Source organism: Synechococcus sp. R70.1 (genome assembly GCF_047461675.1).
In the GTDB taxonomy this organism is placed as follows: Bacteria; Cyanobacteriota; Cyanobacteriia; order Thermostichales; family Thermostichaceae; genus Thermostichus.
This window is the reverse complement of the sequence record NZ_JANSHR010000026.1, coordinates 332,101-357,881: the sequence shown is the minus strand read 5'-3', so window position 1 is coordinate 357,881 and position 25,781 is coordinate 332,101. Positions and strand designations below refer to the sequence as shown.

General features: G+C 59.1%; 26 protein-coding genes and 1 tRNA gene. 12 read left to right on the top strand and 15 right to left on the bottom strand.

Annotated elements, in window-relative coordinates; genetic code table 11:
• Positions 1-414: 414 nt before the first annotated feature.
• Positions 415-1,809 carry a malic enzyme-like NAD(P)-binding protein gene (locus tag NW807_RS04765; protein ID WP_414420765.1) on the bottom strand — a complete coding sequence of 465 codons (1,395 nt, stop codon included), beginning with the start codon at positions 1,807-1,809 and terminating at the stop codon, positions 415-417.
• Between the two features lie 97 nt (positions 1,810-1,906).
• Between NW807_RS04765 and NW807_RS04760 the strand changes: the two genes are divergently transcribed.
• Positions 1,907-2,485 carry a chromophore lyase CpcT/CpeT gene (locus NW807_RS04760; protein WP_414425403.1) on the top strand — a complete coding sequence of 193 codons (579 nt, stop codon included), beginning with the start codon at positions 1,907-1,909 and terminating at the stop codon, positions 2,483-2,485.
• Between the two features lie 13 nt (positions 2,486-2,498).
• On the opposite strand, the gene NW807_RS04755 is transcribed toward NW807_RS04760, so the two are convergent.
• From NW807_RS04755 to argC, 7 genes are all read right to left on the bottom strand, one after another.
• The gene (locus NW807_RS04755) at positions 2,499-2,798 is read right to left on the bottom strand and encodes a hypothetical protein (protein WP_414425402.1); all 300 of its coding nucleotides are present in this window, start codon (positions 2,796-2,798) and stop codon (positions 2,499-2,501) included.
• Positions 2,799-2,818: 20 nt separating this feature from the next.
• The gene (locus tag NW807_RS04750) at positions 2,819-3,430 is read right to left on the bottom strand and encodes an ATP-dependent Clp protease proteolytic subunit (RefSeq protein WP_414394862.1); all 612 of its coding nucleotides are present in this window, start codon (positions 3,428-3,430) and stop codon (positions 2,819-2,821) included.
• A gap of 117 nt (positions 3,431-3,547) precedes the next feature.
• Positions 3,548-4,183: an ATP-dependent Clp protease proteolytic subunit gene (locus tag NW807_RS04745; protein ID WP_414394863.1), complete on the bottom strand. Its 636-nt coding sequence runs from the start codon at positions 4,181-4,183 to the stop codon at positions 3,548-3,550.
• Between the two features lie 108 nt (positions 4,184-4,291).
• The gene (locus tag NW807_RS04740; protein ID WP_414394865.1) at positions 4,292-6,766 is read right to left on the bottom strand and encodes an ATP-dependent Clp protease ATP-binding subunit; all 2,475 of its coding nucleotides are present in this window, start codon (positions 6,764-6,766) and stop codon (positions 4,292-4,294) included.
• A gap of 119 nt (positions 6,767-6,885) precedes the next feature.
• A tRNA-Arg gene (locus tag NW807_RS04735) sits at positions 6,886-6,959 on the bottom strand.
• A gap of 145 nt (positions 6,960-7,104) precedes the next feature.
• Complete coding sequence (locus NW807_RS04730) at positions 7,105-8,568, bottom strand: hypothetical protein (protein ID WP_414425401.1); 1,464 nt, start codon at positions 8,566-8,568, stop codon at positions 7,105-7,107.
• Positions 8,569-8,573: 5 nt separating this feature from the next.
• Positions 8,574-9,680, bottom strand: a complete 1,107-nt coding sequence (gene argC / locus NW807_RS04725) for an N-acetyl-gamma-glutamyl-phosphate reductase (RefSeq protein WP_414394868.1) — start codon at positions 9,678-9,680, stop codon at positions 8,574-8,576.
• Positions 9,681-9,901: 221 nt separating this feature from the next.
• On the opposite strand from argC, the gene NW807_RS04720 reads away from it, so the two are divergent.
• The gene (locus tag NW807_RS04720) at positions 9,902-10,186 is read left to right on the top strand and encodes a hypothetical protein (protein WP_414394870.1); all 285 of its coding nucleotides are present in this window, start codon (positions 9,902-9,904) and stop codon (positions 10,184-10,186) included.
• Here NW807_RS04720 and NW807_RS04715 read toward each other — a convergent pair.
• Both NW807_RS04715 and NW807_RS04710 read right to left on the bottom strand, forming a co-directional pair.
• The gene (locus tag NW807_RS04715; RefSeq protein ID WP_414425420.1) at positions 10,183-10,911 is read right to left on the bottom strand and encodes a 2-phosphosulfolactate phosphatase family protein; all 729 of its coding nucleotides are present in this window, start codon (positions 10,909-10,911) and stop codon (positions 10,183-10,185) included. The genes NW807_RS04720 and NW807_RS04715 overlap by 4 nt on opposite strands.
• 25 nt (positions 10,912-10,936) lie before the next feature.
• Entirely contained in the window at positions 10,937-11,710 is a 774-nt protein-coding gene (locus tag NW807_RS04710) for an ABC transporter permease (protein WP_414394872.1), read from the bottom strand.
• A 59-nt stretch (positions 11,711-11,769) separates the two neighbouring features.
• Here NW807_RS04710 and purS point away from each other — a divergent pair, with 59 nt between their 5' ends.
• Positions 11,770-12,027, top strand: coding sequence for a phosphoribosylformylglycinamidine synthase subunit PurS (gene purS / locus NW807_RS04705; RefSeq protein ID WP_414409780.1), 258 nt, complete (start codon positions 11,770-11,772; stop codon positions 12,025-12,027).
• Between the two features lie 65 nt (positions 12,028-12,092).
• On the top strand, positions 12,093-12,770 hold the full coding sequence (gene purQ, locus NW807_RS04700) for a phosphoribosylformylglycinamidine synthase subunit PurQ (protein WP_414411768.1): 678 nt from the start codon (positions 12,093-12,095) through the stop codon (positions 12,768-12,770).
• Here the strand turns inward: purQ and NW807_RS04695 are convergent.
• The 3 genes from NW807_RS04695 to psbB form a co-directional block, all read right to left on the bottom strand.
• Positions 12,767-13,174, bottom strand: a complete 408-nt coding sequence (locus NW807_RS04695) for a response regulator (RefSeq protein WP_414420773.1) — start codon at positions 13,172-13,174, stop codon at positions 12,767-12,769. The two genes, purQ and NW807_RS04695, sit on opposite strands and share 4 nt — an antisense overlap.
• Before the next feature lie 163 nt (positions 13,175-13,337).
• On the bottom strand, positions 13,338-13,436 hold the full coding sequence (locus NW807_RS04690; RefSeq protein ID WP_414394880.1) for a photosystem II reaction center protein T: 99 nt from the start codon (positions 13,434-13,436) through the stop codon (positions 13,338-13,340).
• Between the two features lie 85 nt (positions 13,437-13,521).
• On the bottom strand, positions 13,522-15,054 hold the full coding sequence (psbB, locus tag NW807_RS04685) for a photosystem II chlorophyll-binding protein CP47 (protein ID WP_414394881.1): 1,533 nt from the start codon (positions 15,052-15,054) through the stop codon (positions 13,522-13,524).
• 352 nt (positions 15,055-15,406) lie between these two features.
• Between psbB and NW807_RS04680 the strand changes: the two genes are divergently transcribed.
• The 8 genes from NW807_RS04680 (at position 15,407) to cobS (ending at position 24,291) form a co-directional block, all read left to right on the top strand.
• Positions 15,407-15,703 carry a 2Fe-2S iron-sulfur cluster-binding protein gene (locus NW807_RS04680; protein ID WP_414394882.1) on the top strand — a complete coding sequence of 99 codons (297 nt, stop codon included), beginning with the start codon at positions 15,407-15,409 and terminating at the stop codon, positions 15,701-15,703.
• Positions 15,704-15,781: 78 nt separating this feature from the next.
• Positions 15,782-15,889: a photosystem II reaction center protein PsbM gene (gene psbM / locus NW807_RS04675; RefSeq protein WP_414394884.1), complete on the top strand. Its 108-nt coding sequence runs from the start codon at positions 15,782-15,784 to the stop codon at positions 15,887-15,889.
• Between the two features lie 342 nt (positions 15,890-16,231).
• The gene (locus NW807_RS04670; RefSeq protein WP_414425400.1) at positions 16,232-18,076 is read left to right on the top strand and encodes an NAD(P)H-quinone oxidoreductase subunit F; all 1,845 of its coding nucleotides are present in this window, start codon (positions 16,232-16,234) and stop codon (positions 18,074-18,076) included.
• Positions 18,077-18,094: 18 nt separating this feature from the next.
• Complete coding sequence (locus tag NW807_RS04665) at positions 18,095-19,588, top strand: NADH-quinone oxidoreductase subunit M (protein ID WP_414425399.1); 1,494 nt, start codon at positions 18,095-18,097, stop codon at positions 19,586-19,588.
• A 58-nt stretch (positions 19,589-19,646) separates the two neighbouring features.
• Positions 19,647-20,957 (top strand): CO2 hydration protein, encoded by a 1,311-nt coding sequence (locus NW807_RS04660; protein WP_414394890.1) that lies wholly within the window; start codon positions 19,647-19,649, stop codon positions 20,955-20,957.
• 125 nt (positions 20,958-21,082) lie between these two features.
• Positions 21,083-21,547, top strand: coding sequence for a fasciclin domain-containing protein (locus NW807_RS04655; RefSeq protein WP_414394892.1), 465 nt, complete (start codon positions 21,083-21,085; stop codon positions 21,545-21,547).
• A gap of 687 nt (positions 21,548-22,234) precedes the next feature.
• Complete coding sequence (gene rpoD / locus NW807_RS04650; RefSeq protein ID WP_414425398.1) at positions 22,235-23,440, top strand: RNA polymerase sigma factor RpoD; 1,206 nt, start codon at positions 22,235-22,237, stop codon at positions 23,438-23,440.
• 86 nt (positions 23,441-23,526) lie between these two features.
• The gene (gene cobS / locus NW807_RS04645) at positions 23,527-24,291 is read left to right on the top strand and encodes an adenosylcobinamide-GDP ribazoletransferase (protein WP_414394896.1); all 765 of its coding nucleotides are present in this window, start codon (positions 23,527-23,529) and stop codon (positions 24,289-24,291) included.
• On the opposite strand, the gene NW807_RS04640 is transcribed toward cobS, so the two are convergent.
• Both NW807_RS04640 and NW807_RS04635 read right to left on the bottom strand, forming a co-directional pair.
• Positions 24,222-25,235 carry a bifunctional riboflavin kinase/FAD synthetase gene (locus NW807_RS04640; protein WP_414425397.1) on the bottom strand — a complete coding sequence of 338 codons (1,014 nt, stop codon included), beginning with the start codon at positions 25,233-25,235 and terminating at the stop codon, positions 24,222-24,224. The two genes, cobS and NW807_RS04640, sit on opposite strands and share 70 nt — an antisense overlap.
• 24 nt (positions 25,236-25,259) lie before the next feature.
• Positions 25,260-25,745 carry a CGLD27 family protein gene (locus NW807_RS04635; protein ID WP_414411765.1) on the bottom strand — a complete coding sequence of 162 codons (486 nt, stop codon included), beginning with the start codon at positions 25,743-25,745 and terminating at the stop codon, positions 25,260-25,262.
• Positions 25,746-25,781: the final 36 nt, after the last annotated feature.

Below are 25,781 nucleotides of genomic sequence, written 5' to 3'. Positions count from 1 at the left end.
TCCTTTTCTTCTATTTGCCGGGAGAGCTCCTCAATCTGGCTTCTCAAAGCTCGAGCCCGACTGCCGTGACGTTGGGCAACTTCCGCGGCTACCGCACTCCCAATTCCAGCGACTAGACCCACTCCCCCGGCCTTACTGAGTCGATCCAGGGGCGCGGCAGCTATACCAGCAGCGGCGAGGGCAGTAACGAGGTGAACATAGAAGGGCTTGCGTAAGTCCATTGAGAACCCCAGCTAGGCAGGAAGCTAGATCTCAAGATATAAAGAACTCCACTTCCAGAAGAGGCGCTCTGAAGAATTGTTAAATTACGAAAAATTACGAAAAAGAGGCCCGCTGCTGCCTCTCCCCGAGGACTTGCAAGCCGTGATGCTCGTGTGCTGAATTAGCCTGTTTCTTGAAAGGGGAGGAAGCAAGTTATGGGATCCCGGCCACTCCCGTTTGGCGGGCCGCTTGGATCACGGCGGCAGCTACCTGAGGAACCACCCGCCCATCGAAGACTGAGGGGATGATCCACTGGGGATCCAAGTCTTCAGGTGAAATCAAATTGGCGATGGCGTGGGCGGCAGCCAGGCACATCTCGGTGTTGATCTGCTTGGCGCGGCAGTCAAGGGCGCCGCGAAATACCCCCGGAAAGGCCAGCACGTTGTTGATCTGGTTGGGGTAGTCGCTCCGACCCGTAGCCATCACGGCGACTCGATCCGCCACTAGCTCGGGCTGGATCTCAGGCACGGGGTTGGCCAGGGCAAAGACAATGGGATCTGGCGCCATTGTCTCCACCATCTCCGGCGTCAGGGCATTGGCCACGCTCACCCCGATGAACACATCCGCTCCCACCAAAGCCTCTGCCAGGGATCCGCTCTCCTCAACGGCGATAGCTGCCTTTTCCGGGGTGAGGTCAGAGCGGGAGCGGCTGAGGATCCCTTGGCGGTCGCAGACAACAACATGGGTAGCTCCCGCCCGCTGCAGCAGGTGCGTCACGGCAATTCCAGCTGCCCCTGCACCGTTGATGACAATACGCACCTGGCCCAGGTTTTTTTTGACCACCTTCAAGGCATTCAGCAGAGCTGCTAGCACCACAATGGCGGTGCCGTGCTGATCGTCGTGAAACACCGGCAGGTTGAGGCGGGCTTTGAGCTGGGATTCAATAGCAAAGCAGCGGGGGGCGCTGATGTCTTCCAGGTTGAAGCCGCCAAACCCCGGCGCCAGGCGCACCACTGTCTCCACGATTTCTGCCACCTCCTGCGTGGCCAGGCAGAGCGGGAAAGCATCGATATCGGCAAAGCGCTTAAACAGGGCTGCTTTCCCCTCCATCACGGGCAAAGCGGCCTCCGGGCCGATGTTTCCCAGGCCCAGCACGGCACTGCCGTCGGTAACGATGCCCACACAGTTCCCCTTGATGGTGTACTCATAGACAGCGCTGGGATCGGCGGCAATCTCCAGCGCCACCCGGCCCACGCCCGGGGTATAGGCCATGGCCAGGTCAGCGGTGCTCTCCAGGGGGCTTTTGGCCACCACCTGCAACTTTCCCCCTCGATGCAGCTCAAAGGTGCGATCCACCACCCGTTCCACCTTCACATTCGGCAAAGAGGCAACGGCGGCCTGAATTTGCTGGGCGTGCTCGCTGCTAACGGCATCGACACAGATCTCCCGCACGGTTTCAGCAGCCGATTGGTGGATGAGGTCGATCCGGCTGAGGCTGCCGCCCACCTCGGCAATGGCTTGAGTGACGCGGGCCAGGGCTCCGGGCCGGTTGGGCAGACGTAGGCGTAGGGCAATACTGTAGCTGGCGCTGGGGGTAAGCTGGGTCATAGGCAAACTGCCCTTAGCAGAGTCAAGAGGCTACCCCCGCCGCAGCACCCGCGGGGGAGTAGAATTGAGAAGCGCAAAAGACTCTTTCGCGTTAGCCTTGACAACTTTCGATCCCGACCTCAACACCTTAGCCAATTGGCTGGAAGGCTACTACAGCAACCGCGCTCAGGCAATGGCGGAGCCGGTGTGGTTTGTGCCAGTAAGCCTTTGGTACGTGCGTCTGCCTCACCTGTTTCCCGAGGGAATTGGCTTTTTTACCGAGCAGTTCAATGAACACACACCGGGCCGATTCTACCGCAGCCGAGTGCTACAGTTGCTGGCGGATCCCTTGCGGATAGAAAACTACAAGTTGCGAGATCAAGCGGCTTGGGCAGGCGCCTCGCAGGATCCGCAGCGTTTAGCGCAGCTGTCACTCTCAGATCTCGAGCATTTGCCGGGCTGCCGTATTTTGGTCGAAAAACGCCCAGGCTGCTTTCACGGCGAGATGCTGCCAGGGGGAGCTTGCCGCCTCAACCCCGGCGACAGTACCTATATCCACATTGAGTTCGACCTCACAGCCCAAGAATTCATCACCTGGGATCGCGGCTTCGACGCCACCACTGGTCAGCAAACTTGGGGATCCCGCGCCGGACCCTACCGTTACCAAAAAGGGATCCCTCCCCGCCCTTGGAAATAGGGGGTAGGCTAGATTAGGGGAGCAAGAAGGGAAACAGGTCGCGAACCCCTTTGCGCAGCTTGAGTAGAAAGATCAGCCGTTCCACCTTTGGCGAAACTGATCCCGTGGCAGGACGGGCTGCTAGCTCTGCCTGCAGCTTCTGTGCTTCGCTGGCAGTGAGGAGCTGGTTATCAACCGGCGAACGGGCACGCAGGTCAGGTTGAGCCCGCAACACCTCCTCGGGAATCTCGGAAGCTGGCGGCAATGACCAGGCTTGGCTACCCCAAAGCAGCAACAAGCCGCTGCAGCCACCCAGTCCCAGCCTCCAGAGCATCCGACCGCTTCCCCTCGCGTTTAGCTGGCCATGGCTTCCGAGCGCTCCTGGATTACCCGGTCGACAATTCCATAGGCCTGGGCTTCTGTAGCCGAGAGGTAAAAGTCTCGCTCCACGTCCCGCTCAATTTTCTCCAGCGGCTGGCCGGTCATTTGCGACAGCAGCTCGTTCATGCGCCGTTTGACCCGCAGCGTTTCGCGGGCTCGAATTTCAATGTCGCTGGCTTGGCCTTGGATCATTCCCAGCGAAGGTTGGTGCAGCATGATGCGAGCGTGGGGCAGGGCAAAGCGTTTTCCCTTGGTGCCGGCAGCCAGCAAAAAGGCTGCCATTGAGGCCGCTTGGCCCACGCAAACCGTAACAATGTCCGGCTTGACGTGGTTCATGGTGTCATAAATGGCCATCCCTGCCGTCACAGAGCCGCCGGGGGAATTGATGTACATCACGATATCTTTTTGGGGGTCCTGGGAATTGAGGTAGAGCATTACCCCCACAATGGTATTGGCCAAGTTGTCGTCAATCGGCTCGCCAATAAACAAAATCCGCTCTTGGTAGAGGCGGTCATCGAGGCTAATCCATTGGGTGTAAGGATCGCCGGGCAAACGGTAGGGGACGCGAGGCACTCCAATGGGCATAGATGTCTCCTGGCAAAGTTTGAACCAGAATAGGGCGCTTGCCAAATTGCTCCCGCACTCAGGCTCAGCCAAGGCAAAACCCGCCACAGCCCAGCGCGGGTATTTCAAGGTCGACCCTTAGGTTTTGGCTGCTGCCAACTTTGGCAAGCCTTTGGAGCTGGTCAGCACCTGGTCAATAAGGCCATAGGCCTTAGCCTCTTCCGGGGTCATGAAAAACAGTCGCTCCGTGTCCTTTTTAATGCGCTCCACGGGCTGACCCGTGCTGCGGGAGAGTTCCTCCAGCATCATGTTGCGCAAAGTCAGAATCTCGCGGGTGCGAATTTCAATGTCGCTGGCCTGTCCTCGGGCACCCCCATAGGGCTGATGCAGCACAATCGTGGCATTGGGCAAGCTAGCCCGAAACCCCTTAGCACCCGCTGCCAACAGCATGGCCGCCATGCCAACGGCAGTACCAATGCAGATAGTGTGCACTGGCGGCTTGATGTAGTTCATGGTGTCCAGAATGGCAAAGGCTGCCGTGTCGTAGTTATAGGTGCCCGTTGAGTTGATGTACATCTTGATCGGCTTTTCCCGATCCTCGTACTGCAAATACAGCAGTTGCTCGATGATCAGCTTGGTGACGTTGGCATTTGACTCTTCCGCCAGAGGTAAACCCAGGTAAACAATGCGCTCCTGGAGCAGCAGGGAAGCTAGATCCGGGGGAGGCGTCCGAACCGGAGCGCCACCGTAGTAATAGTAGGTAGATTGCACCATGCCAGAGTTCTCCTATAGCCAATCCCTTGTTAGTCAAGAACAAGGGATCCGGAAATAGCAGCGGATCCCTTGTCCAGTAACCAGCAACAGAAGAGCGTCCTGGCGACCTTACTCAGCTCCCTGCGGCAAGAGCACCCGATCTGACTGCGTGACTAGGACTTTGGGCTTGCGCTCCTCGTCCACGTCGATGAGCACCTCAGATCCCTCTTTGACGCGGCCAGTCAAGATCTCCTCTGCCAGCAGGTCTTCCAACAGGCGCTGGATGGCCCGGCGCAGGGGACGTGCCCCGTAGCTGGGGTTGTAGCCCTCCTCCACCAGCAGGTCTTTGAAGCGATCGCTGACCGTGAGGTGAATTTTCTTCTCCTTCATGCGGTCGAAGACTTCCTTGAGCAGGATGTCGGCGATCTGCTTCACCTCGTCCTTGGTCAGTTGCCGGAAGACGATGATCTCGTCCACCCGGTTGAGGAACTCGGGCCGGAAATACTGCTTCAGCTCTTCGTGCACCAGGTTGCGGATGCGGTTGTAGTTGGCCTCTTCCTCATTGGTGTTGAACTCAAAGCCAAGGCTGCCGCCGCCCTTCTCGATGACCTTGGAGCCAATGTTAGAGGTCATCACGATCAACGTGTTCTTGAAGTCCACCGTGCGACCTTTGGCATCGGTCAGGCGGCCATCTTCGAGAATCTGCAGCAGCAGGTTAAACACATCCGGGTGGGCTTTCTCAACCTCGTCAAAAAGCACCACCGTGTAGGGGCGGCGCCGCACCGCTTCGGTCAGCTGACCCCCCTCGTTGTAGCCGACGTAGCCGGGCGGGGATCCAATAAGCTTGCTGACCGTGTGCCGCTCCATGTACTCCGACATGTCAAGTCGGATCATGGCTGACTCGGAGCCGAAGAAGTAGGCGGCTAAGGCCTTGGTCAGCTCCGTTTTGCCCACCCCAGTTGGGCCGCAGAAGATGAAGCTGGCGATGGGGCGATTGGGATTTTTCAATCCCACGCGCGCGCGACGAATGGCGCGAGAGATAGCCCGCACAGCCTCATCTTGACCGACAATGCGCTGGTGCAGGGTCTCCTCCATGTGGAGCAGCTTCTCCGACTCACTTTCGGTGAGCTTGGCTACCGGCACCCCTGTCCAAGCGCTCACCACCTGGGCCACATCTTCCTCCGTTACCTCTGGCAGCTCCGTGCGGCTGCTGTCCTCGGCTTTCTTGGCCGCTGCGATGGCGCGGATCTGCTGCCTAATCTCCATTTCCCGATCCCGCAGCTCACCAGCCCTGTCGAAGTCCTGGGCTCGCACTGCGGCATCCTTCTCCCTGAGAACCCGCCGCAGCTCCTGATCTAGCTCCCGCGCCGCTGGCGGCAGTTGGGAGTTGATCAAGCGCACTCGCGAAGCCGCTTCGTCGATGAGGTCAATGGCCTTGTCGGGCAAGAAGCGGTCGGAGATGTACTGGTCGGCCAGCTTGGCTGCCGCCTCCAGAGCCGCATCGGAGATCCTCAGCTTGTGGTGCTGCTCATAGCGCTCCCGCAGGCCATAGAGAATCTCAATGGTCTCAGCCACGCTCGGCTCGCCCACCATGATGGGCTGGAAGCGGCGCTCCAGAGCCGGATCTCGCTCAATGTGCTTGCGGTACTCATCCAGAGTGGTGGCCCCGATGCACTGTAGCTCGCCGCGAGCCAAAGCCGGCTTGAGGATGTTGGCAGCATCGATAGCACCCTCCGCCGCCCCCGCCCCAATCAGGGTATGCACCTCGTCGATGACCAGGATGATGTTGCCGGCGTTGCGGATCTCATCCATGATCTTCTTGAGGCGCTCTTCAAACTCGCCGCGGTACTTGGTGCCAGCCACCAACAGGCCGATGTCCAAGCTGATCACTCGCTTGTCGGCCAAGATGTCGGGCACATCGCCTTGCACAATGCGCTGGGCCAAACCTTCGGCAATGGCGGTTTTGCCAACCCCCGGCTCGCCGATGAGGACGGGGTTGTTCTTGGTGCGGCGGCCCAAGATTTGGATCACCCGCTCGATCTCCCGCGTCCGGCCTACCACTGGATCCAGCTTGCCTTCCTGAGCCAGTTGAGTCAGGTTGGTGCCAAATTCATCCAGCGTGGGCGTCTTGGTACGGCTAGAGGAGCCACCGCCTGCCGTTACTTCGGCGGTTTCGCCCAGCATGCGGATGACTTGGGTACGCACCTTGGAGAGATCCACCCCCAGGTTTTCCAGAACGCGGGCGGCTACTCCCTCCCCTTCTCGGATCAGGCCCAGGAGTAGGTGCTCCGTGCCAATGTAGTTGTGGCCAAGCTGGCGCGCCTCTTCTAAGGAGAGCTCCAGCACTCGCTTGGCGCGAGGAGTAAAGGGGATCTCAACAGCCACAAAGCCGGATCCCCGACCGATAATTTTCTCAACCTCAATTCTGGCGTCTTTTAAGTTGACCCCCATAGATTTGAGGACTTTGGCGGCGATCCCCGTGCCCTCGCCAATGAGCCCCAGCAAAATTTGCTCAGTGCCAACGAAATTGTGACCTAGCCGCCTGGCCTCCTCCTGGGCCAGCATGATCACCTTGATGGCCTTTTCTGTAAAGCGTTCAAACATGATCCTCGAGCTCCCTACGCCTACATCAAGGCGGACCTGGTAGGCCTGATCCTAACACAGGATTCAGGCCAGCTAAGGGACAGCAGACACCCCAGACGAAAAATCATCTGGGACTGGAACGCGCCTGGAGAGATTTGAACTCCCGACCGCGTGGTCCGTAGCCACGTGCTCTAGTCCACTGAGCTACAGGCGCAAGAGGGGTAGACTAGACTATCTGGCTGTCATCTACTGATGGACATCCCTAAACATGGCTTACACATTGTAGCACAAGAGCATCTCTTGATATCCGCCACCATTCAAGAAGGCCCTGCCCAGAAGGGGGGGTACCCTTGAATGGCTCAGTCGTCCGAGGGTTCTATCTCGGGATCCAAGCTCTTGGCGGTAAGGCGCAGGGCCTCTGCCTGCTCCATCACCCGAGGGGCTTGCACTGCTGTCTCAACCCCTTGCCGATAGCTCTCCCACAGGGGCATTTCCGGGTAGGTCTGCTGCAATTCCTTGATCTGATCCAGCAGAGCCTCTAGCCAGCCAGACGTACCCCAGGTGAGCAAAAACTGCAGGGGATTCCAGAGGTTGAGCTGCCGCCCCAACTCGTTGAGGCTTTCGTTGCGAAGGGGCGGGTCGAAGATGTCGGCCACCGTCATCAACTGACGGCCCAGGAGCGGCCTGAGGGTTGTCTCAGCAGCCTCCACAACGGCGGGAAGGGCGGCTTGGATGCGCTCGGGACTGGGAATGTGCCGGGCCTGGGGCAAAGCTTGCAGCAGCAGCTCCAGGCGTCGTTCAGCTTCTGCCGACTCTAAAGCCGCTTCTAGGGTTGTGCCCACACTGAGAAACACTTCCCCCGTCAACAGCCGCCCAGCGTCGATAACCAGGTGATACAGGGGAGGGATCACCAGCTTGATCCATTCGCTTTGGAAAAACTCCCGCAGCCGTCGCGCCAGATAGTCCCCCACCTGCGTGGTTTGGATCCCCAGTTGGGTGAGGGAGAGGTACCAGTCGGGGGGGGATCCTTTGGGATCGAGCCACTGGCGAAGGGTTTGCCACTCCTCTTCGGTGAGGGCAGTTCGCCCCTGCTTTAAGACGCTGCGCCGCAGCTTGCCCTCGGCATTCAAGAGCTTGCGCAGCTCCGGCGTGCCCAGCAGAGAGAGGGCCCCTGCCGATCCCACGCTGCCGATCTTGACGGCAATGAGGGCGGCCAAGAGGGCGGCTGAGGCTTTCACCTGGATCTCGCCGCTTTTGTCCACCACCAGAGGTAGGCGGCTATTGCCATAGGCCCGCAGGCTCATCGCCTCCAAGGTGGAGCGTTGCTCAGCGGTTAAGGCCCCTGCCCAAGAAGGGATGCCGTTGGTTTCTGCCCCAGAATAGGCCTGGTCCTGCAGGCTGTGATACAGCAGGCTGGCCACCCAGGCGCGGTCGGCGGCCCGTTCCAGAGAGCCAATGACCACCTCCCATTGGCGGGGGCTGAGCAGAGGCAAAAGCGCTTGCAGGTCTTGCTGGAGCGGCTCTGGAGAGCTGGTGGCTCTAGCTTCGTCTAAAGTTGCCTGCAGCCGATCCCTTGCCTCGCGGCACAGGCCGCCCCACTCCAGTTGCAAACGAGCTAGGGTTTGCTGCAGGGTTTCTTCAGAGCGCCGGGGCAGCTCCTGCCAGCCCGCTTCCAGTTGCCGCCACAGCCCCTCCCAGTTCAGGTCCCCCGCCCTACCGGATGAAGGTGGAGAGTTCGCCGGCGCGGCGGGCCTGTTGGGATCAAGATTGGGGGAGAAGAGGTTAGGCATGGGCAAACTGGGCTGCAGGGGAATTACCGGCATTATAGCTAGGGGTAAAAGGCAAGCTGCGGTAAGCCCAAGGTTTCCGGCCACCCCATCATTAGGTTGAGGCATTGCACCGCCTGCCCGGCCTGTCCCTTCATGAGGTTGTCGATTACCGACAGGACAATGACTCGGTTGGTGCGGGTATCCACTTCCACCCCGATCATGCAGGTGTTGGTGCCGGCAACCCACTTGGTTTGCGGGTAAACGCCGCGGGGCAGCACCTTGACCCAGGGGGATTGGCGATAGAAGGCGTTGTAAATGGTGATGAGATCTTCGCCCACGAGGCCGGGATCCCGCAGGTTGGCGTACAAGGTGACGTGGATACCCCGCACCATCGGCACGAGGTGGGGCGTAAATTGTACAGTGATGGGAGTGTGGGTGAGGTCACTGCAGGCCTGCTCGATCTCGGGCGTGTGCCGGTGTTGGGCCACGCCATAGGCCCCCAGAGAGCCATCTACCTCGGCAAATAGGGATCCCAGCTTGGGGGTGCGGCCCGCGCCAGAGACGCCAGATTTGGCATCGAAAATAAGGCTGTCCAGCTCCACCAACCCCTGCCGCAGCAGGGGGGCAACCGCCAACAGGGAGGCGGTGGGGTAGCAGCCGGGGCAGGCTACCAGTTGGGCTTGGGCAATGGCCTCCCGGTAGAGTTCTGGCAGCCCGTAGACCGCTTGCTCGTTGGCCTGGCGATAGGCAGGGCTGGGCCAGTTGGGATCCGTCTGCCCCAGGCGATACCAGGATTGGTAGGTGGCCAGGTTGCGAAAGCGATAGTCTGCCGAGAGATCTAGAACTTTGCACCCTTTGGCTAGCAAAGGCGGCGCCAAGTCTGCTGCCAGGCCATTGGGCAGAGAGAGGAAGACAACGTCGCTGCTGGCGGCAATGGCCTCCACATCTACCGGCTGGATGGTCAAATCCACCGCTTGGGCCAGGTGAGGGTAGAGATCCCCGTAGCGTTTGCCGGCGCTGTCTTGACCGGCCAGGTAGGTGATCTGCACGCCGGGATGCTCGCTGAGCAGCCGCACCAACTGCACCCCTCCATAGCCGGAGGCCCCGACGATGGCGACGCGGACAGGATTGGTGGGAGGAAGAGAGTGAGGCGCCGTAGTGGCCATGGGGGCTGCCTGTGCAGAATTGCAAAACTGACGGTTTGCCTTACTATTTATCGCATTTGCCGCTGCCTTGGTTGAACTCACCTGCTCTGTTGGGCTCAGTGTTGCCTGAGCCGGGAGTTATACTGGGCTCACGCGAGCCGCTCGGGCCTCAGCAGCCGCCTTGGCTGTTGAGGTCGTGCCCAGGGATGTTCCCTACCTCGTCGGGAAGGGTTATATGTTATATGTACTACGAACAATTGATCAACATGATCCTGCGGGCCTGCGGCCAAAGCAGCCGCCACGGCCTGGATCAGGAAACTTTAACCCTCTACTCCGAAGGCCCCTACACCCTCTACAAGCTCACCTCCCATTTCGACCGCCGCTCCATTTTTGTTTTGGCCCAAAACCAGCAGGAGGTGTTTGTCTCCGGAGATGCGTTTCACAGCAAGTTGATCCCGGGAGAATGGCAGGAGTGGCTGCACCAGAAGGCTTTGGCTGTTGCCGCCGAGACACCCCAGGCCAGCTAGCCGGCGAGGGCCAAAACGCCGGGCTGAATCTGCCGGGGCACCACTGAGAGCCGATCCAACTCCGCACAATAGGCCAGGTCCCTGTCGCTTTCAGGGCTAATGGCCAGTAGCCGCTGCCCATGGCTGGAGCGCCGCAACAGGCTCAGGAGATTGTCTTGCCAAGTTTGGTAGAGGGCCAGGGCGGCCACCGCCTCGTCGTTGCCCAACTGCTCCTCCGAACAGCCCAGGCGATGCAGAATGGCTCCGGCACAGGCGGTGTCTTCCAAAGCAAAAGCCCCCTCCCAGCCAGCTCCCACCAGCCACACCTCGGCAAAAGCTCCTTGCCTGAGAAACTCCACCACTGCTCCCAAGTTCACCAGGGCTGCTGTGATCAACACCGGGATCCCTTCTAAGCGCTGAAGGGTGCGGGTGCCGTTGGTGGTGCTCATGAAGATGCGCTTGTCCCGCACACGCTCCGGCGTATACTCGCGGGGGGAGTTGCCTAGGTCAAAGCCCGCCACTGTTTTGCCGCCTCGCTCCCCAGCTAAGAGCCGTTTGGAGGCCGGCCAGCTCTGGCTGGTCGCTTGCAAGGGCTGTAAATCGGCAAACACCTGCACGGCCTCTGCCCCTGCGGCCAGGGCTGTGGCAATGGTGGTGGTGGCCCGCAGCACATCAATGGCCACCGCGCAGGCCGGGATCCCTGACGAGGGGACTTGCTCAGGGGTGTGGAAGTGGAAAAATCGCATGAGAGAAGGATCCACCGAGAGCTTATTAGAACTCACGCCGGGCAAACACCAGCGCCGTCAAAATGAGCAGCAAAACGGTGTAGATCAGGCCGTAAAGCGCATCGCCAAGAAGCTGGGTGGGCGGGGGAATTTGTCCGTAAACGGCAGCATCTCTTAGGTTAAAGCGCTCCAGATCTGGCAGGACTAAGTAGATTACCTCGAACACCTTGCCGAAGCCTGTGTCTTCCACTAGCTTGCTTAACTGCAGCAGGGCACGGCTCGTGTGGCCCATAATGAACAGGGCAATGGTGTAGAGGGTAGCCAAAATCGGGGAGGTAAAAACCCCAAACAGCAGCGCTGCTGCCACAATCAGCACCAGTTCCAAAAAGGTAAAAACTGTTGCCCAGAGAACGGCCCAGGGGGAAATGGGGGCCTGCACCACCCGCAGGCTGAGCAAAAAGACAGCCGTCATCATTGCTAGCAGCACCGACAGCAAAGCCGACAGGCCCAGATGCTTGCCGACAATAAACTCCGCCCGGCTCATGGGTTTGGCAATCAGCACGTAGACCGTGCGCCTCTCGATCTCTTTATTGACCAGCCCCGTGCCGACGAAAATGGCCACCACCAGCAACAGGAAGTGGATGGCGGCCAGACCCAAATCGGCAATGATCTTGTTGTGGGCCTGGTTGGCTACCTGGGGAATCAAAACGATGGCCCCCAGCATGGCCACCGCAAACACCATCACCAGATAAAGAACGCGATCCCGAATGGTTTCCCGAAAAACATTCTGGGCAATGGCCACGACGCGCCCTGCATCCATAGGCTGGCCTCAAGCGAGCGACAACCGGCTATACACTTGTAGAAGCCCAGCTTCATTCTATGCAGTTCCAGGCCCAGATTCAGATCCACCTGCGCCCCTCGGTACTGGATCCTGCCGGGGCTGCTCTCCAGGCTAGCTTGCATCAGCTAGGGCATACCCAGGTGCAGGGAGTGCGCATTGGCAAACACATCCAGCTGCAGCTAGAGGCCCCTGACGCCGAAACTGCCCGAGAGCAGGTGAGCAAGCTGTGCGAGCAACTGCTGGCCAATCCAGTAATCGAGACCTATCAAATCCAAGTGGAGCCTCTAGAGGGCTGATCTCTCACCAAGAAGCTCTCTCGCTCCAGCCCTCACTGCTTTTGCCTTCGCCCCAAGGGATCCCCATGGCCAAGGTAAGGTTTGGCATTGTCGTTTTTCCTGGCTCCAATTGTGACCGCGACGTAGCCTGGGTAACCCGCGGCCTCTTAGGCTGTCCGACGCGACTCATCTGGCACCGGGAAACCGATTTGTCAGGGCTGGATGTGGTGGTGCTGCCGGGGGGATTCAGCTATGGAGATTACCTGCGGGCGGGCGCGTTGGCCCGTTTTGCGCCGGTAATGGGGTCTCTAGCCGAGCACGTAGCCCGGGGGGGCTATGTCTTGGGCATTTGCAATGGCTTCCAGATCCTGACAGAGGCGGGCTTGCTGCCAGGGGCGCTGCTGCGCAACGCTAATCTGCACTTTATCTGCGACCGAGTGAGGATCCGCGTGGAGCGGCCAGATCTGCCCTGGACAAGCGCCTACCCCCCGTCCGCCCTTGTAACCCTGCCGATTGCCCATGGAGAAGGACGCTACGTCTGCGAGGCCGACACCCTGAAGCAGCTGCAAGATGGGGGTCAGATTGTCTTCCGCTACGATCCCGTTGCCCCCAACGGCTCGGTGGATAACATCGCCGGCATTTGCGATCCCAGCGGTCGCATCCTCGGCTTGATGCCTCACCCAGAACGCGCTGCCGACCCCGATTTGCCAGGCCAGGATGGGATCCCTTTTTGGCAGTCGATTGTGCAAAGCCTTGCCAGCTAGCCCTGCTGAGCCTGAGCCAACACCTGGCGCACTTGGTTCACCATCTCCTCGTGATCCACGACTGGCTTGGCAATGTAGCCATCGGCCCCACTCTGGGCCAAAAAAGTCTCCCGGTCGCCCCGCATGGCGTGGGCCGTTACCAAGAGGATAGGAATGGAGCTGGTGCGGGGATCCCCCTTAAGCAGCTGGGCAATGCGGATCCCGTCCACTGCCTCGCCGCGAAAGGTGCTCTGGGCGAGGGAGACATCTAGCAAAATGACGTCTACTTCACGGGCTTGGGCCAGCTGCAGAATCTGCTCCACATCCTGGCTGTGAAGAACCTCAAACCCACCCCGTCGCTGCAGCACCTTCTCGAATACGCGGGCATTGGCCGGATCATCCTCTACCAGTAGCACCTTTGCCATCGTTCCCCTGGGCTCTAGAGCCCAGCTAGCACCAACCCAAGGCAATTGTAGCGATCCCCAGGCTAGTCTCGGGGCAACTGCCCTTGCCCAGGGATCCAGGCAATTGTTTGCGCGGCCTCCTAGCCTCAGACCCTACTAGCGTGGCGGACCCAATTGGTGGGGCTTACTTCTTAGGGATCTTGGGAGTTTCGCGAAAAGCAACAGCAAAAAACAGAAGGCCTAACGTCAAAAACAGGATAAAGGTGTAGAGGATGGTTTCCATAGCAACCTCCCATGGACTCTCTAGAGCCGCCAGCACCCCATTCCCAAAGAGAGCCGAGTGCTGACGGCTAGGAACCAAGAAAGCTCTAGGCTTCTTGCACCTTGCGGGTGGTGGGATCCCCCACTTTTTGGAAGACGCCGAATTCCACCATCTCCTCACTCATGTTCGGGTCAATGCCAGCGAACACGTCGCGGAAGAGGGTACGGGCGCCGTGCCAAATGTGGCCGAAGAAAAATAGCAGGGCAAAGACAGCGTGGGCAAAGGTAAACCACCCGCGGGGGCTGGTGTGGAAGGTGCCATCGGCCTTGGGCGTTTCACGGTCAAACTCGAAGAGCCGACCCAACTGGGCCATGCGGGCATACTTCTTAACCGTTGGCGGGTCCGTAAACACCTGCCCGTCCAACTTGCCGCCGTAAAACTCCACCGTCACGCCCACTTGCTCAAAGCTGTAGCGCGACTCGGCCTGGCGGAAGGGAATGTCAGCCCGCACTACGCCATCGGCATCTCGCAGGATGACGGGAAACGTCTCAAAGAAGGTAGGCATGCGCTGCACCGTCAGCTCCCGCCCCTCACGATCCCGGAACACTGGGTGGCCCAGCCACGCGATGGCAATGCCATCCCCTTTGTTCATGGGGCCAGCCCGGAACAGGCCACCCTTGGCTGGGTTGTTGCCCACGTAATCGTAGAAGAGCAAGGACTTAGGCAGAGAGTTGTAAGCCTCGCTGAGGGTCATCCCAGCTTCCACGGCAGCATTGACGCGCCGGTTAATTTCCTGGTTGAAGTAGCCGGAATCCCATTGGTAGCGGGTGGGGCCAAACAGCTCGACAGGTGTGGTGGCGCTGCCATACCACATTGTTCCAGCTACCACAAAGCCAGCAAAGAACACTGCTGCCAGCGAGCTGGAGAGCACGCTCTCTATATTCCCCATGCGCAGAGCCTTGTAGAGGCGTTGGGGCGGACGGACTGTAATGTGGAACAAGCCGGCAATGATGCCGACGATGCCCGCGGCAATGTGGTGGGCCACCACCCCGCCAGCATTGTAGGGGTTAAACCCGGCTGGCCCCCACTCCGGCGCCACCGGCTGCACATGCCCTGTCGTGGCATAGGGATCGCTCACCCACATCCCTGGGCCAAAGACGCCCGTCAGGTGAAACGCGCCAAAGCCAAAGCAGAGAATCCCCGCCAGGAGCAGGTGGATCCCAAAGATTTTCGGCAAGTCCAAGGCTGGCTCACCGGTACGGGGGTCCCGGAACAGCTCCAGATCCCAGTACACCCAGTGCCAGCAGGCAGCCAAAAAGAGCAACCCCGATAGAACGATGTGGGCGGCAGCTACCCCCTCAAACGTCCAGAAGCCTGGGTTGGCAACGCTCTCGCCATAGATGTTCCATCCACCCCATGAGTTGACCACTCCCAGGCGCACCATAAACGGCATGACAAACATGCCCTGGCGCCACATTGGATTCAAGACCGGATCCGATGGGTCGAAGATGGCTGCTTCGTACAGGGCCATCGATCCGGCCCAACCCGCCACCAGGGCAGTGTGCATTAGGTGTACCGCAATGAGGCGGCCTGGATCGTTGAGTACAACAGTGTGGACCCGATACCACGGTAGTCCCATAAAGCTCGATCCTCCACGTTTTCAACACTTGGGCAATATCCAGTCAAAAAGCGAAGTCAACACCCCCCTAGGTTCTGACCTGAGCAGTCCCTTCTAGCTTGAGGGGTGCCATGCCTACCTAACCTAAGGGCACACCCCCTGAAAGTATTGCCGGCAGAATTTCCCTCCCAGAGATTCAGACAGCATAACGAAGCGCAACCGACCTGAGTGGCTTCAGGCGGGATGCCCCTCATATTTGGCACCATCTTCCCCGATCTCTGGCCAAAGATTAAAAACATGACTTAAAATGTAACAATACTTAGCAACATCGCTCTTTCTTGGCTCAGTTCGAGCGAGGTTCTTTGGCAGAGCTATGGCAACGATTCGGTTTGTGAACGAGAACCGGGAGGTCGTCGTCGCAGAGGGGTCGAACCTGCGCCTGAAGGCGCTGGAGAACCAGGTTGACCTCTATAAGATGGTGGCCAAGCTGCTAAACTGCGGCGGCAACGGCCAGTGTGGCACCTGTGTGGTGGAGATTGTCGAGGGGGCTGAAAACCTCTCGCCACGCACAGAGGCAGAAAACCGCAAACTCAGGCGCAAGCCTGAGACCTATCGCCTCGCCTGCCAGACTAAGGTGCTGGGGGATGTTGCGGTGAGAACCAAGCCCTAGGGCTGGCTGGGTCGTTTGGGCAAGGTGCACCTGAGAATGGTATGCTAGCTGCCAGTTGGATTTGCGGCGTGCGGAGCGATGGAGACAAACTACCTGGGCATCTTGGCCACTCTTTTGCTTATCTTGGTACCTTCCATCTTCCTAGTAATCCTATACGTGCAGACTTCTAGCAAGTCGGAGAGCTAGTCGAGCAAGCTCTGGTTGCTCAGGGCAGGCAAAGGCCCTAGTAGGGCTGGCGGAAACCTAACTGGCAGTAGCCCCCAAAACTCGGCAGGGACTTCTACAGGGGGCTCTTTGCTTTTTGCAACAGAATGCAGCTGCGGCTGAAGTGGCCTGCAGGCGGGATCCCTTAGGTGGGTCTTCCTGACTTCCCAGTGTTTTTTTGGCGGATAGACTTAAGTCTACGGTCTTCATCGGAAAACTTGACTTTTGTCTATCCTAGTTTGCCACTAGGATGCCTCTTAAGATTTTTTACAGAATCTCAGCCAGCGATGGGGTCAGGCGAGATCCCGGGTCGGAAGGAGGACTATGAGCTTGAACGGGCTGGTTACAACCGCATGGTTAATTCCCCTCTATGCGCTGGTGGGGTGGGGGGGAGCGCTGATCTGGTCCCCAGGAATCACCCGCCGCACTGGCCCTCGACCGGCGGGCTACCTAAATGCGCTGCTGACTTTGGTAGCGTTTCTGCACAGTGTGGGGGCGCTGGTGGCGATTTGGGATCAGCCGGCGCAGGTGATTCGGCTGCCCTGGCTGCAGGTGGGGGATCTGGTGTTGGAGCTGCCGCTAGAGGTCTCTTCGGTAACGCTGGGGGCCTGCGCTGTGGTGACGGGGCTGAACCTGGTGGCCCAGATCTACGGCTTTGGCTACATGGAAATGGACTGGGGCTGGGCGCGCTTCTTCTCCCTGCTGGGCCTGTTTGAGGGGGGAATGTGCGCCCTGGCCATGTGTGGCTCTCTGTTTTTTAGCTACGTCATCTTGGAGATTTTGACCCTGGGCACCTACCTATTGGTGGGCTTTTGGTATAACCAGCCGCTGGTGGTCACCGGGGCGCGAGATGCTTTCTTAACCAAGCGCATCGGCGACCTCTTGCTCTTGATGGGGGTTATTGCCATTTATCCCCTGACGGGATCTTGGGAGTTTGAGGACTTGGCGGCCTGGGCAAAGGCGGTGCAGGCAGGAGCCATCTCTGTGGACCCAACTTTGCTCGCGCTGGCAGGGCTGGGCTTGCTGGCTGGACCTGTGGGCAAGTGTGCTCAGTTCCCCCTGCACCTGTGGCTGGATGAGGCGATGGAGGGGCCGATCCCTGCCACAATCTTGCGCAACGCCGTGGTGGTGGGCACAGGGGCCTGGGTGTTGATCCGCCTGCAGCCGCTCTATGCTCTTTCCCCAACGGTGTTGCGGGTGATGCTGGTAATTGGGGGGCTGACGGCAGTGGGGGGAGCCTTTGTGGCCCTGGCTCAAATTGACGCCAAGCGGGCCTTGTCCTACCTGGTGAGCGCCTACATGGGCTTGATCTTTGTAGCAGTGGGCACCGGCCATGTCCAGCAAGCGTATCAGTTGCTGCTTACCTATGCGCCGGCGATGGCTTTGCTGGTGATGGCGCTGGGCATGGTGATCTGGAACAGCATTACCCAGGATCTGCGTTATCTAGGGGGCTTGTGGTCGCGGCGACCCATCTCAGGTCTGTGCTTTTTGACGGGGATGGCCGGAATCCTTGCTTTGCCTCCCTTTGGCTCCTTCTGGGTGCTGACGGATCTGTGGCAGCAGTTGGTGCAGTCAGGGCAGGGGCTGGCGGCAACAGTTGTGCTGGTTACCAACGCGGTGACGGCACTGGGCCTAACCCGGGTATTCGGCCTTGTTTGGGGGGGTAAGCCACAGCAGATGAGCGAGCGCTCGCCAGAAGTGCATTGGCCGATGATGCTGCCCAGCACGGTCATGATGGGGGTGGTTCTGCACATAACCATGATCCTGGCGGCGCTGGGTTTGACGCCCACGCTGGAAGGGATCCCTGTTGCCCTGATGGCCGCATCCAGCCTGGTAGGCATGGGTCTGGGGGCAGTGCTCTACCTGCCGCGGGAGCGGCGGCCGGTGGACTGGGCTTTCTTGGCCGACTGGCAGGACCTATTGGCCAACGACTTCTACACTCCCAAGCTCTACCGAGCCAGTGTGGTGTTTGTGGTGCGCATCATCTCCGAGGTCACGGCGCTCTTTGACCGCTACGTGGTGGACGGCCTAGTGAATTTGACCAGTTTGGCGGTGCTGGCAGGCGGCCAAGTCCTGAAGTACACCACCTCCGGCCAGTTGCAGGCCTATGTGCTGACGATTGTGGCGGGGGTGGCTCTGCTGGGTTGGTGGTTCTCTAGGCTTGGGTAGGTCGAGGGGGTAAAGACCATGCTGAGTGCCTTGATTGTGTTGCCGATTTTGGGATCCCTGCTCCTGTTCCTGGGCTTGGGAGGGCGAAAGCTGGCGGTGGTCCTGGCCGGGATCCCGTTGGCCATCTCGCTGTTTCTATTTACCCGCTTTGACGTGCAGGCAACTGGCTTTCGGTGGGAGCAGCGGTGGGATTGGATCCCAGAGATTGGCTTGAGCTACTCCCTGGGCTTGGACGGGCTGTCTCTGTTGATGGTGGCCCTGAACGGGCTGCTTACCCTCATCGCCATCCTGACGGCTGAGCCGGAGGTGCAGCGTCCCAATCTCTTTTACGGCTGCATTCTGCTGATGAGCGGCTCGGTCAACGGGGCTTTTGCTGCTCAGAACCTGCTCTTGTTTTTCCTCTTCTACGAGCTGGTGTTGATCCCGATCTACCTGCTCATTTCCATCTGGGGCAGCCCCAAGCGGGATTACGCCGCCATCAAGTTTCTGATTTACACCGCTGTCTCCGCCATCTTCCTGCTGGGGGCCTTTTTGGCTATCTACTGGCTTGGGGATCCCCACACCTTTGAGCTGGCTGAGATTCGCATCAGCTCTCTGAGCCCTGCTGCCCGAACCCTGGCGCTCTTGGCGTTGATGGTGGCCTTTGGCATCAAGATGCCGCTGGTGCCCCTCCACACCTGGCTGCCCGATGCCTACGGAGAGTCTTCCCCGCCGGTGGCGATACTGCTGGGAGGGGTGCTCTCCAAGTTGGGCACCTATGGCCTATTTCGCTTTGGGCTGCAGTTGTTTCCCCAAACTTGGGCTGACCTGGCCGGGCTTCTGGCCTGGTGGGGGGCCATTGCCGTGCTCTCGGGAGCTTTGGCGGCTATTGCCCAAAAAGACATCAAGCGCATGGTGGCCTACAGTTCCATCGGCCACATGGGCTACATCCTGCTGGGCATGGCGGCGGCCACGCCGATTAGCTTGACGGGAGCAATGGTGCAGATGGTCTCCCACGGCCTGATTTTGGCGCTGCTGTTCGATCTGGTGGGCCTGGTGGAGCGCAAGGTAGGAACGCGGGATCTCAACGTGCTCAACGGCCTGCTCAATCCCCTGCGCGGCCTGCCCACGGTGAGTGCCCTGCTGATTTTAGGCGGCATGGCCAGTGCCGGGATCCCGGGCTTGGTGGGCTTTGTGGCCGAGTTTTTGATCTTCCAGGGCAGCTACCAAGATTTTCCCTTGCCCACTTTGATCAGCATCTGCGGCACCGGCTTGACAGCGGTGTATTTTGTGATTTTGCTCAACCGCACCTGCTTTGGCAAATTGGACAACCGCACCGCCTACTACCCACGGGTGCAGGGCTGGGAGCGGATCCCGGGCTTGGTTTTAACTGCCTTGATCGTCTGGTTTGGGATCCAGCCCATGAACTTGGTGAAATGGCCGCAACCCTTGGCCTTTACCCTCTCCACCCAGGTGGCTCAGGCCCAAACGGTTATCTTGGCCTCAGCCGGTAACCCGGATCATTCTCCCTAGCAACGAGCTCACCAGGTAGTTGGGAGACTCCCAGGAATTGAAGAGTTGGAGACTTGCCATGGCAACAACCCTAGTTGCACCTAAGCTACCTCCTTCCACTCATCCTTTTGCCGAGATAGTCCATCGCCTCGAGGCAGGGGGATCGATGCTGCCGGATACGCCGGAAAACTTGATGCAAATTATCGGCATCTACAAAGCCTATGCCATTCCGATGGACTTTTATTGGCGCGATCTGCTCTACATTGCCGAGCAGGTGTTTGTGGATCCCTTGCCCTTTTTTAAGTACATCATTCCCGAAGAGTATCTGAAGCTGGCCAACCACTACGCTGGAGATGATGCGGATCTGCGCATTTGGCGTGGTCCTGCCACGGCCCACCCAGAGCTCCTGGAGTTCATGGAAAAAGGGGAGCTCAAGCGCAAGCTGCCACGGATCTTGCATCACCTTTGGCATGATCGCATCAACATGGAATTTGCGGAAGAGTGTATGCGGGCCATGCTCTGGCACCGAGATATGGGGGGCCTGCTGGATCCCTATATGGACTCGGAAGAATACAAGCAAAATGCCGACCGCGCCATCCGCGCCTACTGCCAAGGCAACCCCCTGTTGATGGGGCTATACAAGCTCTTCCCAGACATGTTTTTAGAGCTATGCCGCCAGGCCACCATGTACTCGGTGCTGGGCCTGTTTTGGGAGGTGATGGCCCCTGTCTTTCTTGAGATGAGCGATCTCTACGACGAGGGCAAAATTACCAGCGTGCCGGAGGCGATGAACTTCTTGGTCAGGGGGATCTTCGCCATTGCCGGACGGCCCATTTATCACCGGGTGCGCATCCGCGGAGAATGGTACGATATTGTGCCCAAATCCAAGGGATTTACCTGGCTATACGAGGCGGCTTTCCCCTACGTAGAGGCGGTGTTTTATCGCTCTTCTCCCTTCCGCGGCACCAAGTCCTATAACGCCCAGGCCAACCAAGTGCCCGTTAACCAGTTGGACTTTCACTACGGGGTTCTCTACGCCGACAAGTTTCCTGTGGCCAGTGCCGGGATCCCGCCGACGCTTTTGCACCAGGATATGTACCACTTTTTGCCCCAGTATTTGGTGGAGTACTACCGCAAGCATTGCCGCGGCGAAGATGACATGCTGATCCAGCTTGGGATCAGCTTTCAGCGCTCCATGTACAACGTCACCTCAGCCGTGATCCAGGCAGGTAGAGCAGCTTTTCTCTATCCTTTGGACGATCCCAATCCGCGACATTTGATGATGAACCGCCGTTACTTTGAGGGGCAACTCAATCGCTTCACCCGGCCGGAATACGGGATTCGAGAAGCAGCTCGCCTGGCCTACATTCAGGATCAGAACTATCGCTAGCCGACTTCAAGTTCAGGCATTGAATCTTTCCATTCTCAGTTGCGGTCAGTCTAGCTAGCTCTGAAACTGCCCCTTACTTTGACTTTCCTGTCATCTCAACTTCCAGCAAAATAAGGATCTCGACCATGCCTGATATTGTCGATATTGCAGTTTCTACGGAAGGTTTCTCCACCCTAGTTACAGCCGTGAAAGCGGCAAACTTGGTGGATACTCTGAAAGGCCCTGGCCCCTTTACTGTTTTTGCGCCTACCGATGCCGCTTTCGCCAAGTTGCCTCCCGGCACCATTACCACCCTGGTGCAAAACATCCCTCAACTGACTCGCATCTTGTGTTACCATGTGGTGCCCGGTCGCCTGAAAAAGGCGGACTTGGCCAAGTATCGAAGTGTAGGCTCGGTGGAGGGATCCCCCATCGATTTGTTTATCGAAGGGGACGTGTTTGAGGTAAACAATGCTACCGTTATCCAGGCCGATATTGAAGCCGACAACGGCATCATTCATGTCATCGACACGGTGATCCTCATGCGGCCCCACTGGTTCTGGCCAATCCTGCGCTCTGCGGAAAAAGAGGGCCTAGCCAGCGCCCCCTGAAGCGACACCACCGGCAGGCAGATCCCCCACTGGGCAGGTTCCTGCTGCAAGGTATGGGTCTTGATGACCTAGAAAGCCTTGGTGGAGTTGCTCCACCGTCTCCGGCCCACCCAAATCGGCTCCTGGAGGATCCTCCAGCGCCCCGTCAAGTCGTAGGGATCCCTGACATCGGGATTGGAGCGTTGTGAGGCGGCGGGACAAAGTTTAGATTTTCTTCACCTGCCCCGTTGCTGTTTCCCCAAGGGCGGGCTAATTTAGGGAAGGCGTTTGGTGTGAACGGCTACAGCTGCCTGCAGGGATCCCTTGCCGGCGGCTGTGGTCTGCCCCTTCCTCCAAGCGTGGGGAGGGGTCGAGGTAGCCAGCCCTTCCAGGAGGTGCCTTGCCCTGCGCCAGGGAAGAGCAAAAGGTGGGCCTCCTCAATTTCGAGGGGGCTTGCCTGTCCAACAAGTTTTGCACCAGTTTCATTGAGCCCCATGAGCCACCGTTGCTTCGAGAGTAACCCCAGCTCTTGGCTGTCTAGAAGCGGGCCAGCTTGCCTAGCGCGAGCGGGGTCTAGTTCTGCAGCTCTTGGCGCCCTAGAGCTAGCGTTCTGGGTTGCAGTGGACTTGGGACTTGCTGCTTTTGCCTTGGCGTCTAGAAGCTCTTAGTTGCCTCCAGTTTTGTGATTAGCGTCACGAGGAAATCAGCATGGTGCAAGCAAAGGAGTTGGTGACATCTGGTCAGACGGCTCTTCTCGACTCGGATCTGGAAAGCTCCTCTTCCATCTTCCTGGATACAGACAATGGAGCGGATCCCCTCGAGTTTGAACTGGATGCCAGTGACACTGAGGCTTTGGACGAGGAGGAGGGCGACGAAGAGTTCCTCGAGGAGGAGGATGAGGCTACTGCTGCCAAAGGGCATGCGAAACGCAAATCGGCTAGCAAGAAAAAGGTCTACACCGACGACTCTATTCGCGTCTATTTGCAAGAAATTGGGCGCATTCGCCTCCTGCGGCCTGACGAAGAAATTGAGCTAGCGCGAAAAATTGCCGATCTGCTGGAGCTAGAGCGCGCCCGTGAGGCCGTTTTCGAGCGAATGGGCCTCTGGTCCAGCCCGGAGGAGGTGCCGGAGGAGCTATGGGCAGAGGAAGTCAAAATGCCCTTGCCGGAATTCCGGCGGCGCCTACACCAGGGGCGGCGGGCTAAAGAAAAGATGGTGCAGTCCAACCTGCGGCTGGTAGTCTCTATTGCCAAGAAATACATGAACAGGGGTCTCTCCTTTCAGGATCTGATCCAGGAGGGCTCCCTGGGCCTCATTCGGGCAGCCGAGAAGTTTGATCACGAAAAGGGCTACAAGTTTTCCACCTATGCCACCTGGTGGATCCGCCAAGCCATCACCCGCGCCATTGCCGATCAATCGCGCACCATTCGCCTGCCGGTTCACCTCTACGAAACCATCTCGCGCATTAAGAAAGTCACCAAGCAGCTTTCCCAGGAGTTGGGCCGCAAGCCCACGGAAGAGGAGATCGCCACCCGCATGGAAATCACCATCGAGAAGCTGCGCTTCATTGCCAAGTCGGCTCAGCTTCCTATTTCCTTGGAGACGCCTATTGGCAAAGAGGAGGACTCGCGGCTGGGAGACTTTATTGAGTCGGAGGGAGAAACTCCCGAGGAGCGGGTGGCCAAGATGTTATTGCGGGAAGATCTGGAAAGCGTTTTGGCAACCCTCACCCCTCGCGAGCGGGATGTGTTGAGGCTGCGCTATGGGCTGGATGACGGCCGCATGAAAACCCTGGAGGAGATTGGCCAAATCTTTAACGTTACCCGAGAGCGCATCCGGCAGATCGAGGCCAAAGCGCTGCGCAAGCTGCGCCATCCCAATCGCAACAGCGTGTTGAAAGAGTACATCCGCTAGCCGGGCCCAGTTAGACCTGGCTGCTACCTTCCCAGATCCTGGGAGGCTGGATACCAGCTCCTCGAAGGGAAGAGGATCAAAAACCAGTGCGGCGTTTCTGGGCAGCTCTAACTTTCTACACCGCCTTGCCCCTAGGACGGGCAGCAGATCTGCAGTTTGAGGGCATTGCCGCCTGGCTACCGGCGGTGGGTCTATGCCTAGGCGGGATCCTCTTTTTGGCCTCCCTCTTGCTTCAGGTTTTTCCAGCGGGAGTACGGGCAGCTTTACTGGTAGCGCTGTGGGTGGTGTTAACCGGGGGGCTGCACCTGGATGGGGTGGCCGATACCGCCGATGGCCTGGCGGCCAATCTCCACACCAGCTCAGAGCAGTCAGCCAGCAATTCCCACCGCCTCCAAGTGATGAGCGACAGCCACACGGGAGCCTACGGGGTGCTGGCCCTGGGACTGGTGCTGCTGTTGAAGTTTGCTGCCCTGAGTAGCCTACAAGTCTGGCCCCTCCTGCTCTTGGTGCCAGCCTGGGGTCGCTGGGGCCAACTGCTGGCCATTGCTCTCTACCCCTACTTGCGGGAGCAGGGATCCGCCCGCTTCCTCAAAGACTCCACCTCCCTGCCGGGATCCCTGTGGCCGGGCACCCTGCTCCTAGGGGTTACCACAGCCGGTTTGGGGGGAAGCGGGATCCTGGCCTGGGGGCCTCTGCTACTTTGGACGCTGGGCGCTGCTCTGGGAGCCTTGGCCGTGGGCCATTGGATCTACCGCCAACTGGGAGGACACACGGGGGATACCTACGGGGCCACGGTGGAGTGGTCTGAGGCGATAGCCCTGCTGTGGGGATCCCTGATTAAGCTCTCCTGAGGTCTCTCTTGCGCTGGGAGAGGAACCGGCTCCGCCAAGCCCAATTGTTGCCGAGCCTTCTGGCAATCCTGCTGGATTTGGTGGATCAAGTCCGCCACTTTGGGGAAGCGCCGCTCTGGGCGGATAAACCCCTGCAACGCCACCCGCACCTCCTGCCCGTAGAGATCGCCCGTCCAATCCAGCAGATGCACCTCAACCGTGTGCCGCAGCCCAGCAAACGTAGGACGGTAGCCGATGTTCATCACTCCTGGCAGAGCTCCCGCGGCAGCGGGCACCTCCACCCAGGCGCTGTACACTCCGTTGCGGGGCAAGAACTTCTCGGGCGGCAGGCGCAGATTGGCAGTGGGAAAGCCCAGCTCCCGTCCCCGGCGATCCCCTGGCACCACCTCTCCAATGAGCTGATAGGGACGACCCAAGAGCTCTGCGGCTGCTGCCACCTCCCCTGTAGCTAGAGCAGCGCGAATGCGGGAGCTGCTGACTCGCTTCCCGTTTAGTTGCACCTCCGGGATGACCTCTACTGGAATACGGCACTGGGATCCCCAGGCCTTCAGGGTTTGGGCAGTACCGGAGCGGCGATGGCCAAAGCAAAAGTCCCAGCCAACGCTGAGGTGGCGAACGCGCAACCCTTGCTCAAGAACTGTCTGGATGAAGTCGTGGGGAGGCTGGCAAGCCAGGGCAGGGGTAAAGGGGAGCAGCACCACCTGTTCAAAGCCCATTTCAGCCAACAGCGCCAGCTTCTCCGCCGGCGGAGTCAGCAGCCATTGCTTTTGCCCCGTCAACACCTCCTGCGGGTGGGGATGAAACGTGAGAACCGTGCGCACCCCCTCTAGGGAGTCTCGAATTGGCTGCAGCACTTTCTGATGGCCCAGGTGCAAGCCATCGAAGTTACCAATGGCAACGGCAGTGGGCCGCAAGGCTTGAGCCAGATCAGAAGTTACATGCACCGCTTGGGATCCCCTTGGTTCTCCCTACCAGAGTGGCCAAAGCAAGGCCGTCAGGGCACTCAGCCCAACCACCCCCCACAAGCTGCGTCGCAGGCGCTGCAACACCGGCTCAACCTGATAACGGACAATGAGCCGATGCTGAGCCAGCTCCTCTTCCGATTTGACGTACATTGCCCCGTCGTACCAGCCGCTTTCTTCGTAAGGGATCCGCGGCTGCACCAAGCGCCGCCGCACGTGGGCCCAGCCCAAGTAGAGGTGGAGCAGCACTAGGCCTAGCAAGGCATTGGCTCCCAGGACCCATGCCAAGGTGAAGTGGCCCCAATCCCCGACAAAGCTGCCCCACACCAGTGGCAAAATTCCCACCGCAACCACTCCCCACACGCCCAGGAGCCGCCGTAAGTAGGGGAGCCAGGCCAGTGTTGGCCAGCGAAAAAGAAAAGCTTCCCTTAGCTCCGCATATTGCCGCAGAGGCTGCTGCTCAGCAGGAATGGGATGGGAAGGATTCGCCATAGGGCCTTAACATATCTACACAACATGATATTAGTT

What these genes read in the sequence shown, in the direction of transcription:
- argC (WP_414394868.1), bottom strand. Translation starts at nt 9,680, where the DNA reads ATGGCCACTACGGCGCCTCACTCTCTTCCTCCCACCAATCCTGTCCGC.
- NW807_RS04680 (WP_414394882.1), top strand. Translation starts at nt 15,407, where the DNA reads ATGGCAACGATTCGGTTTGTGAACGAGAACCGGGAGGTCGTCGTCGCA.
- NW807_RS04655 (WP_414394892.1), top strand. Translation starts at nt 21,083, where the DNA reads ATGCCTGATATTGTCGATATTGCAGTTTCTACGGAAGGTTTCTCCACC.
- NW807_RS04690 (WP_414394880.1), bottom strand. Translation starts at nt 13,436, where the DNA reads ATGGAAACCATCCTCTACACCTTTATCCTGTTTTTGACGTTAGGCCTT.
- NW807_RS04670 (WP_414425400.1), top strand. Translation starts at nt 16,232, where the DNA reads ATGAGCTTGAACGGGCTGGTTACAACCGCATGGTTAATTCCCCTCTAT.
- purS (WP_414409780.1), top strand. Translation starts at nt 11,770, where the DNA reads ATGCAGTTCCAGGCCCAGATTCAGATCCACCTGCGCCCCTCGGTACTG.
- psbM (WP_414394884.1), top strand. Translation starts at nt 15,782, where the DNA reads ATGGAGACAAACTACCTGGGCATCTTGGCCACTCTTTTGCTTATCTTG.
- NW807_RS04745 (WP_414394863.1), bottom strand. Translation starts at nt 4,183, where the DNA reads ATGGTGCAATCTACCTACTATTACTACGGTGGCGCTCCGGTTCGGACG.
- NW807_RS04720 (WP_414394870.1), top strand. Translation starts at nt 9,902, where the DNA reads ATGTACTACGAACAATTGATCAACATGATCCTGCGGGCCTGCGGCCAA.
- NW807_RS04750 (WP_414394862.1), bottom strand. Translation starts at nt 3,430, where the DNA reads ATGCCCATTGGAGTGCCTCGCGTCCCCTACCGTTTGCCCGGCGATCCT.
- NW807_RS04740 (WP_414394865.1), bottom strand. Translation starts at nt 6,766, where the DNA reads ATGTTTGAACGCTTTACAGAAAAGGCCATCAAGGTGATCATGCTGGCC.
- purQ (WP_414411768.1), top strand. Translation starts at nt 12,093, where the DNA reads ATGGCCAAGGTAAGGTTTGGCATTGTCGTTTTTCCTGGCTCCAATTGT.
- NW807_RS04695 (WP_414420773.1), bottom strand. Translation starts at nt 13,174, where the DNA reads ATGGCAAAGGTGCTACTGGTAGAGGATGATCCGGCCAATGCCCGCGTA.
- NW807_RS04755 (WP_414425402.1), bottom strand. Translation starts at nt 2,798, where the DNA reads ATGCTCTGGAGGCTGGGACTGGGTGGCTGCAGCGGCTTGTTGCTGCTT.
- NW807_RS04635 (WP_414411765.1), bottom strand. Translation starts at nt 25,745, where the DNA reads ATGGCGAATCCTTCCCATCCCATTCCTGCTGAGCAGCAGCCTCTGCGG.
- NW807_RS04665 (WP_414425399.1), top strand. Translation starts at nt 18,095, where the DNA reads ATGCTGAGTGCCTTGATTGTGTTGCCGATTTTGGGATCCCTGCTCCTG.
- NW807_RS04715 (WP_414425420.1), bottom strand. Translation starts at nt 10,911, where the DNA reads ATGCGATTTTTCCACTTCCACACCCCTGAGCAAGTCCCCTCGTCAGGG.
- NW807_RS04765 (WP_414420765.1), bottom strand. Translation starts at nt 1,809, where the DNA reads ATGACCCAGCTTACCCCCAGCGCCAGCTACAGTATTGCCCTACGCCTA.
- NW807_RS04660 (WP_414394890.1), top strand. Translation starts at nt 19,647, where the DNA reads ATGGCAACAACCCTAGTTGCACCTAAGCTACCTCCTTCCACTCATCCT.
- NW807_RS04730 (WP_414425401.1), bottom strand. Translation starts at nt 8,568, where the DNA reads ATGCCGGTAATTCCCCTGCAGCCCAGTTTGCCCATGCCTAACCTCTTC.
- rpoD (WP_414425398.1), top strand. Translation starts at nt 22,235, where the DNA reads ATGGTGCAAGCAAAGGAGTTGGTGACATCTGGTCAGACGGCTCTTCTC.
- psbB (WP_414394881.1), bottom strand. Translation starts at nt 15,054, where the DNA reads ATGGGACTACCGTGGTATCGGGTCCACACTGTTGTACTCAACGATCCA.
- NW807_RS04710 (WP_414394872.1), bottom strand. Translation starts at nt 11,710, where the DNA reads ATGGATGCAGGGCGCGTCGTGGCCATTGCCCAGAATGTTTTTCGGGAA.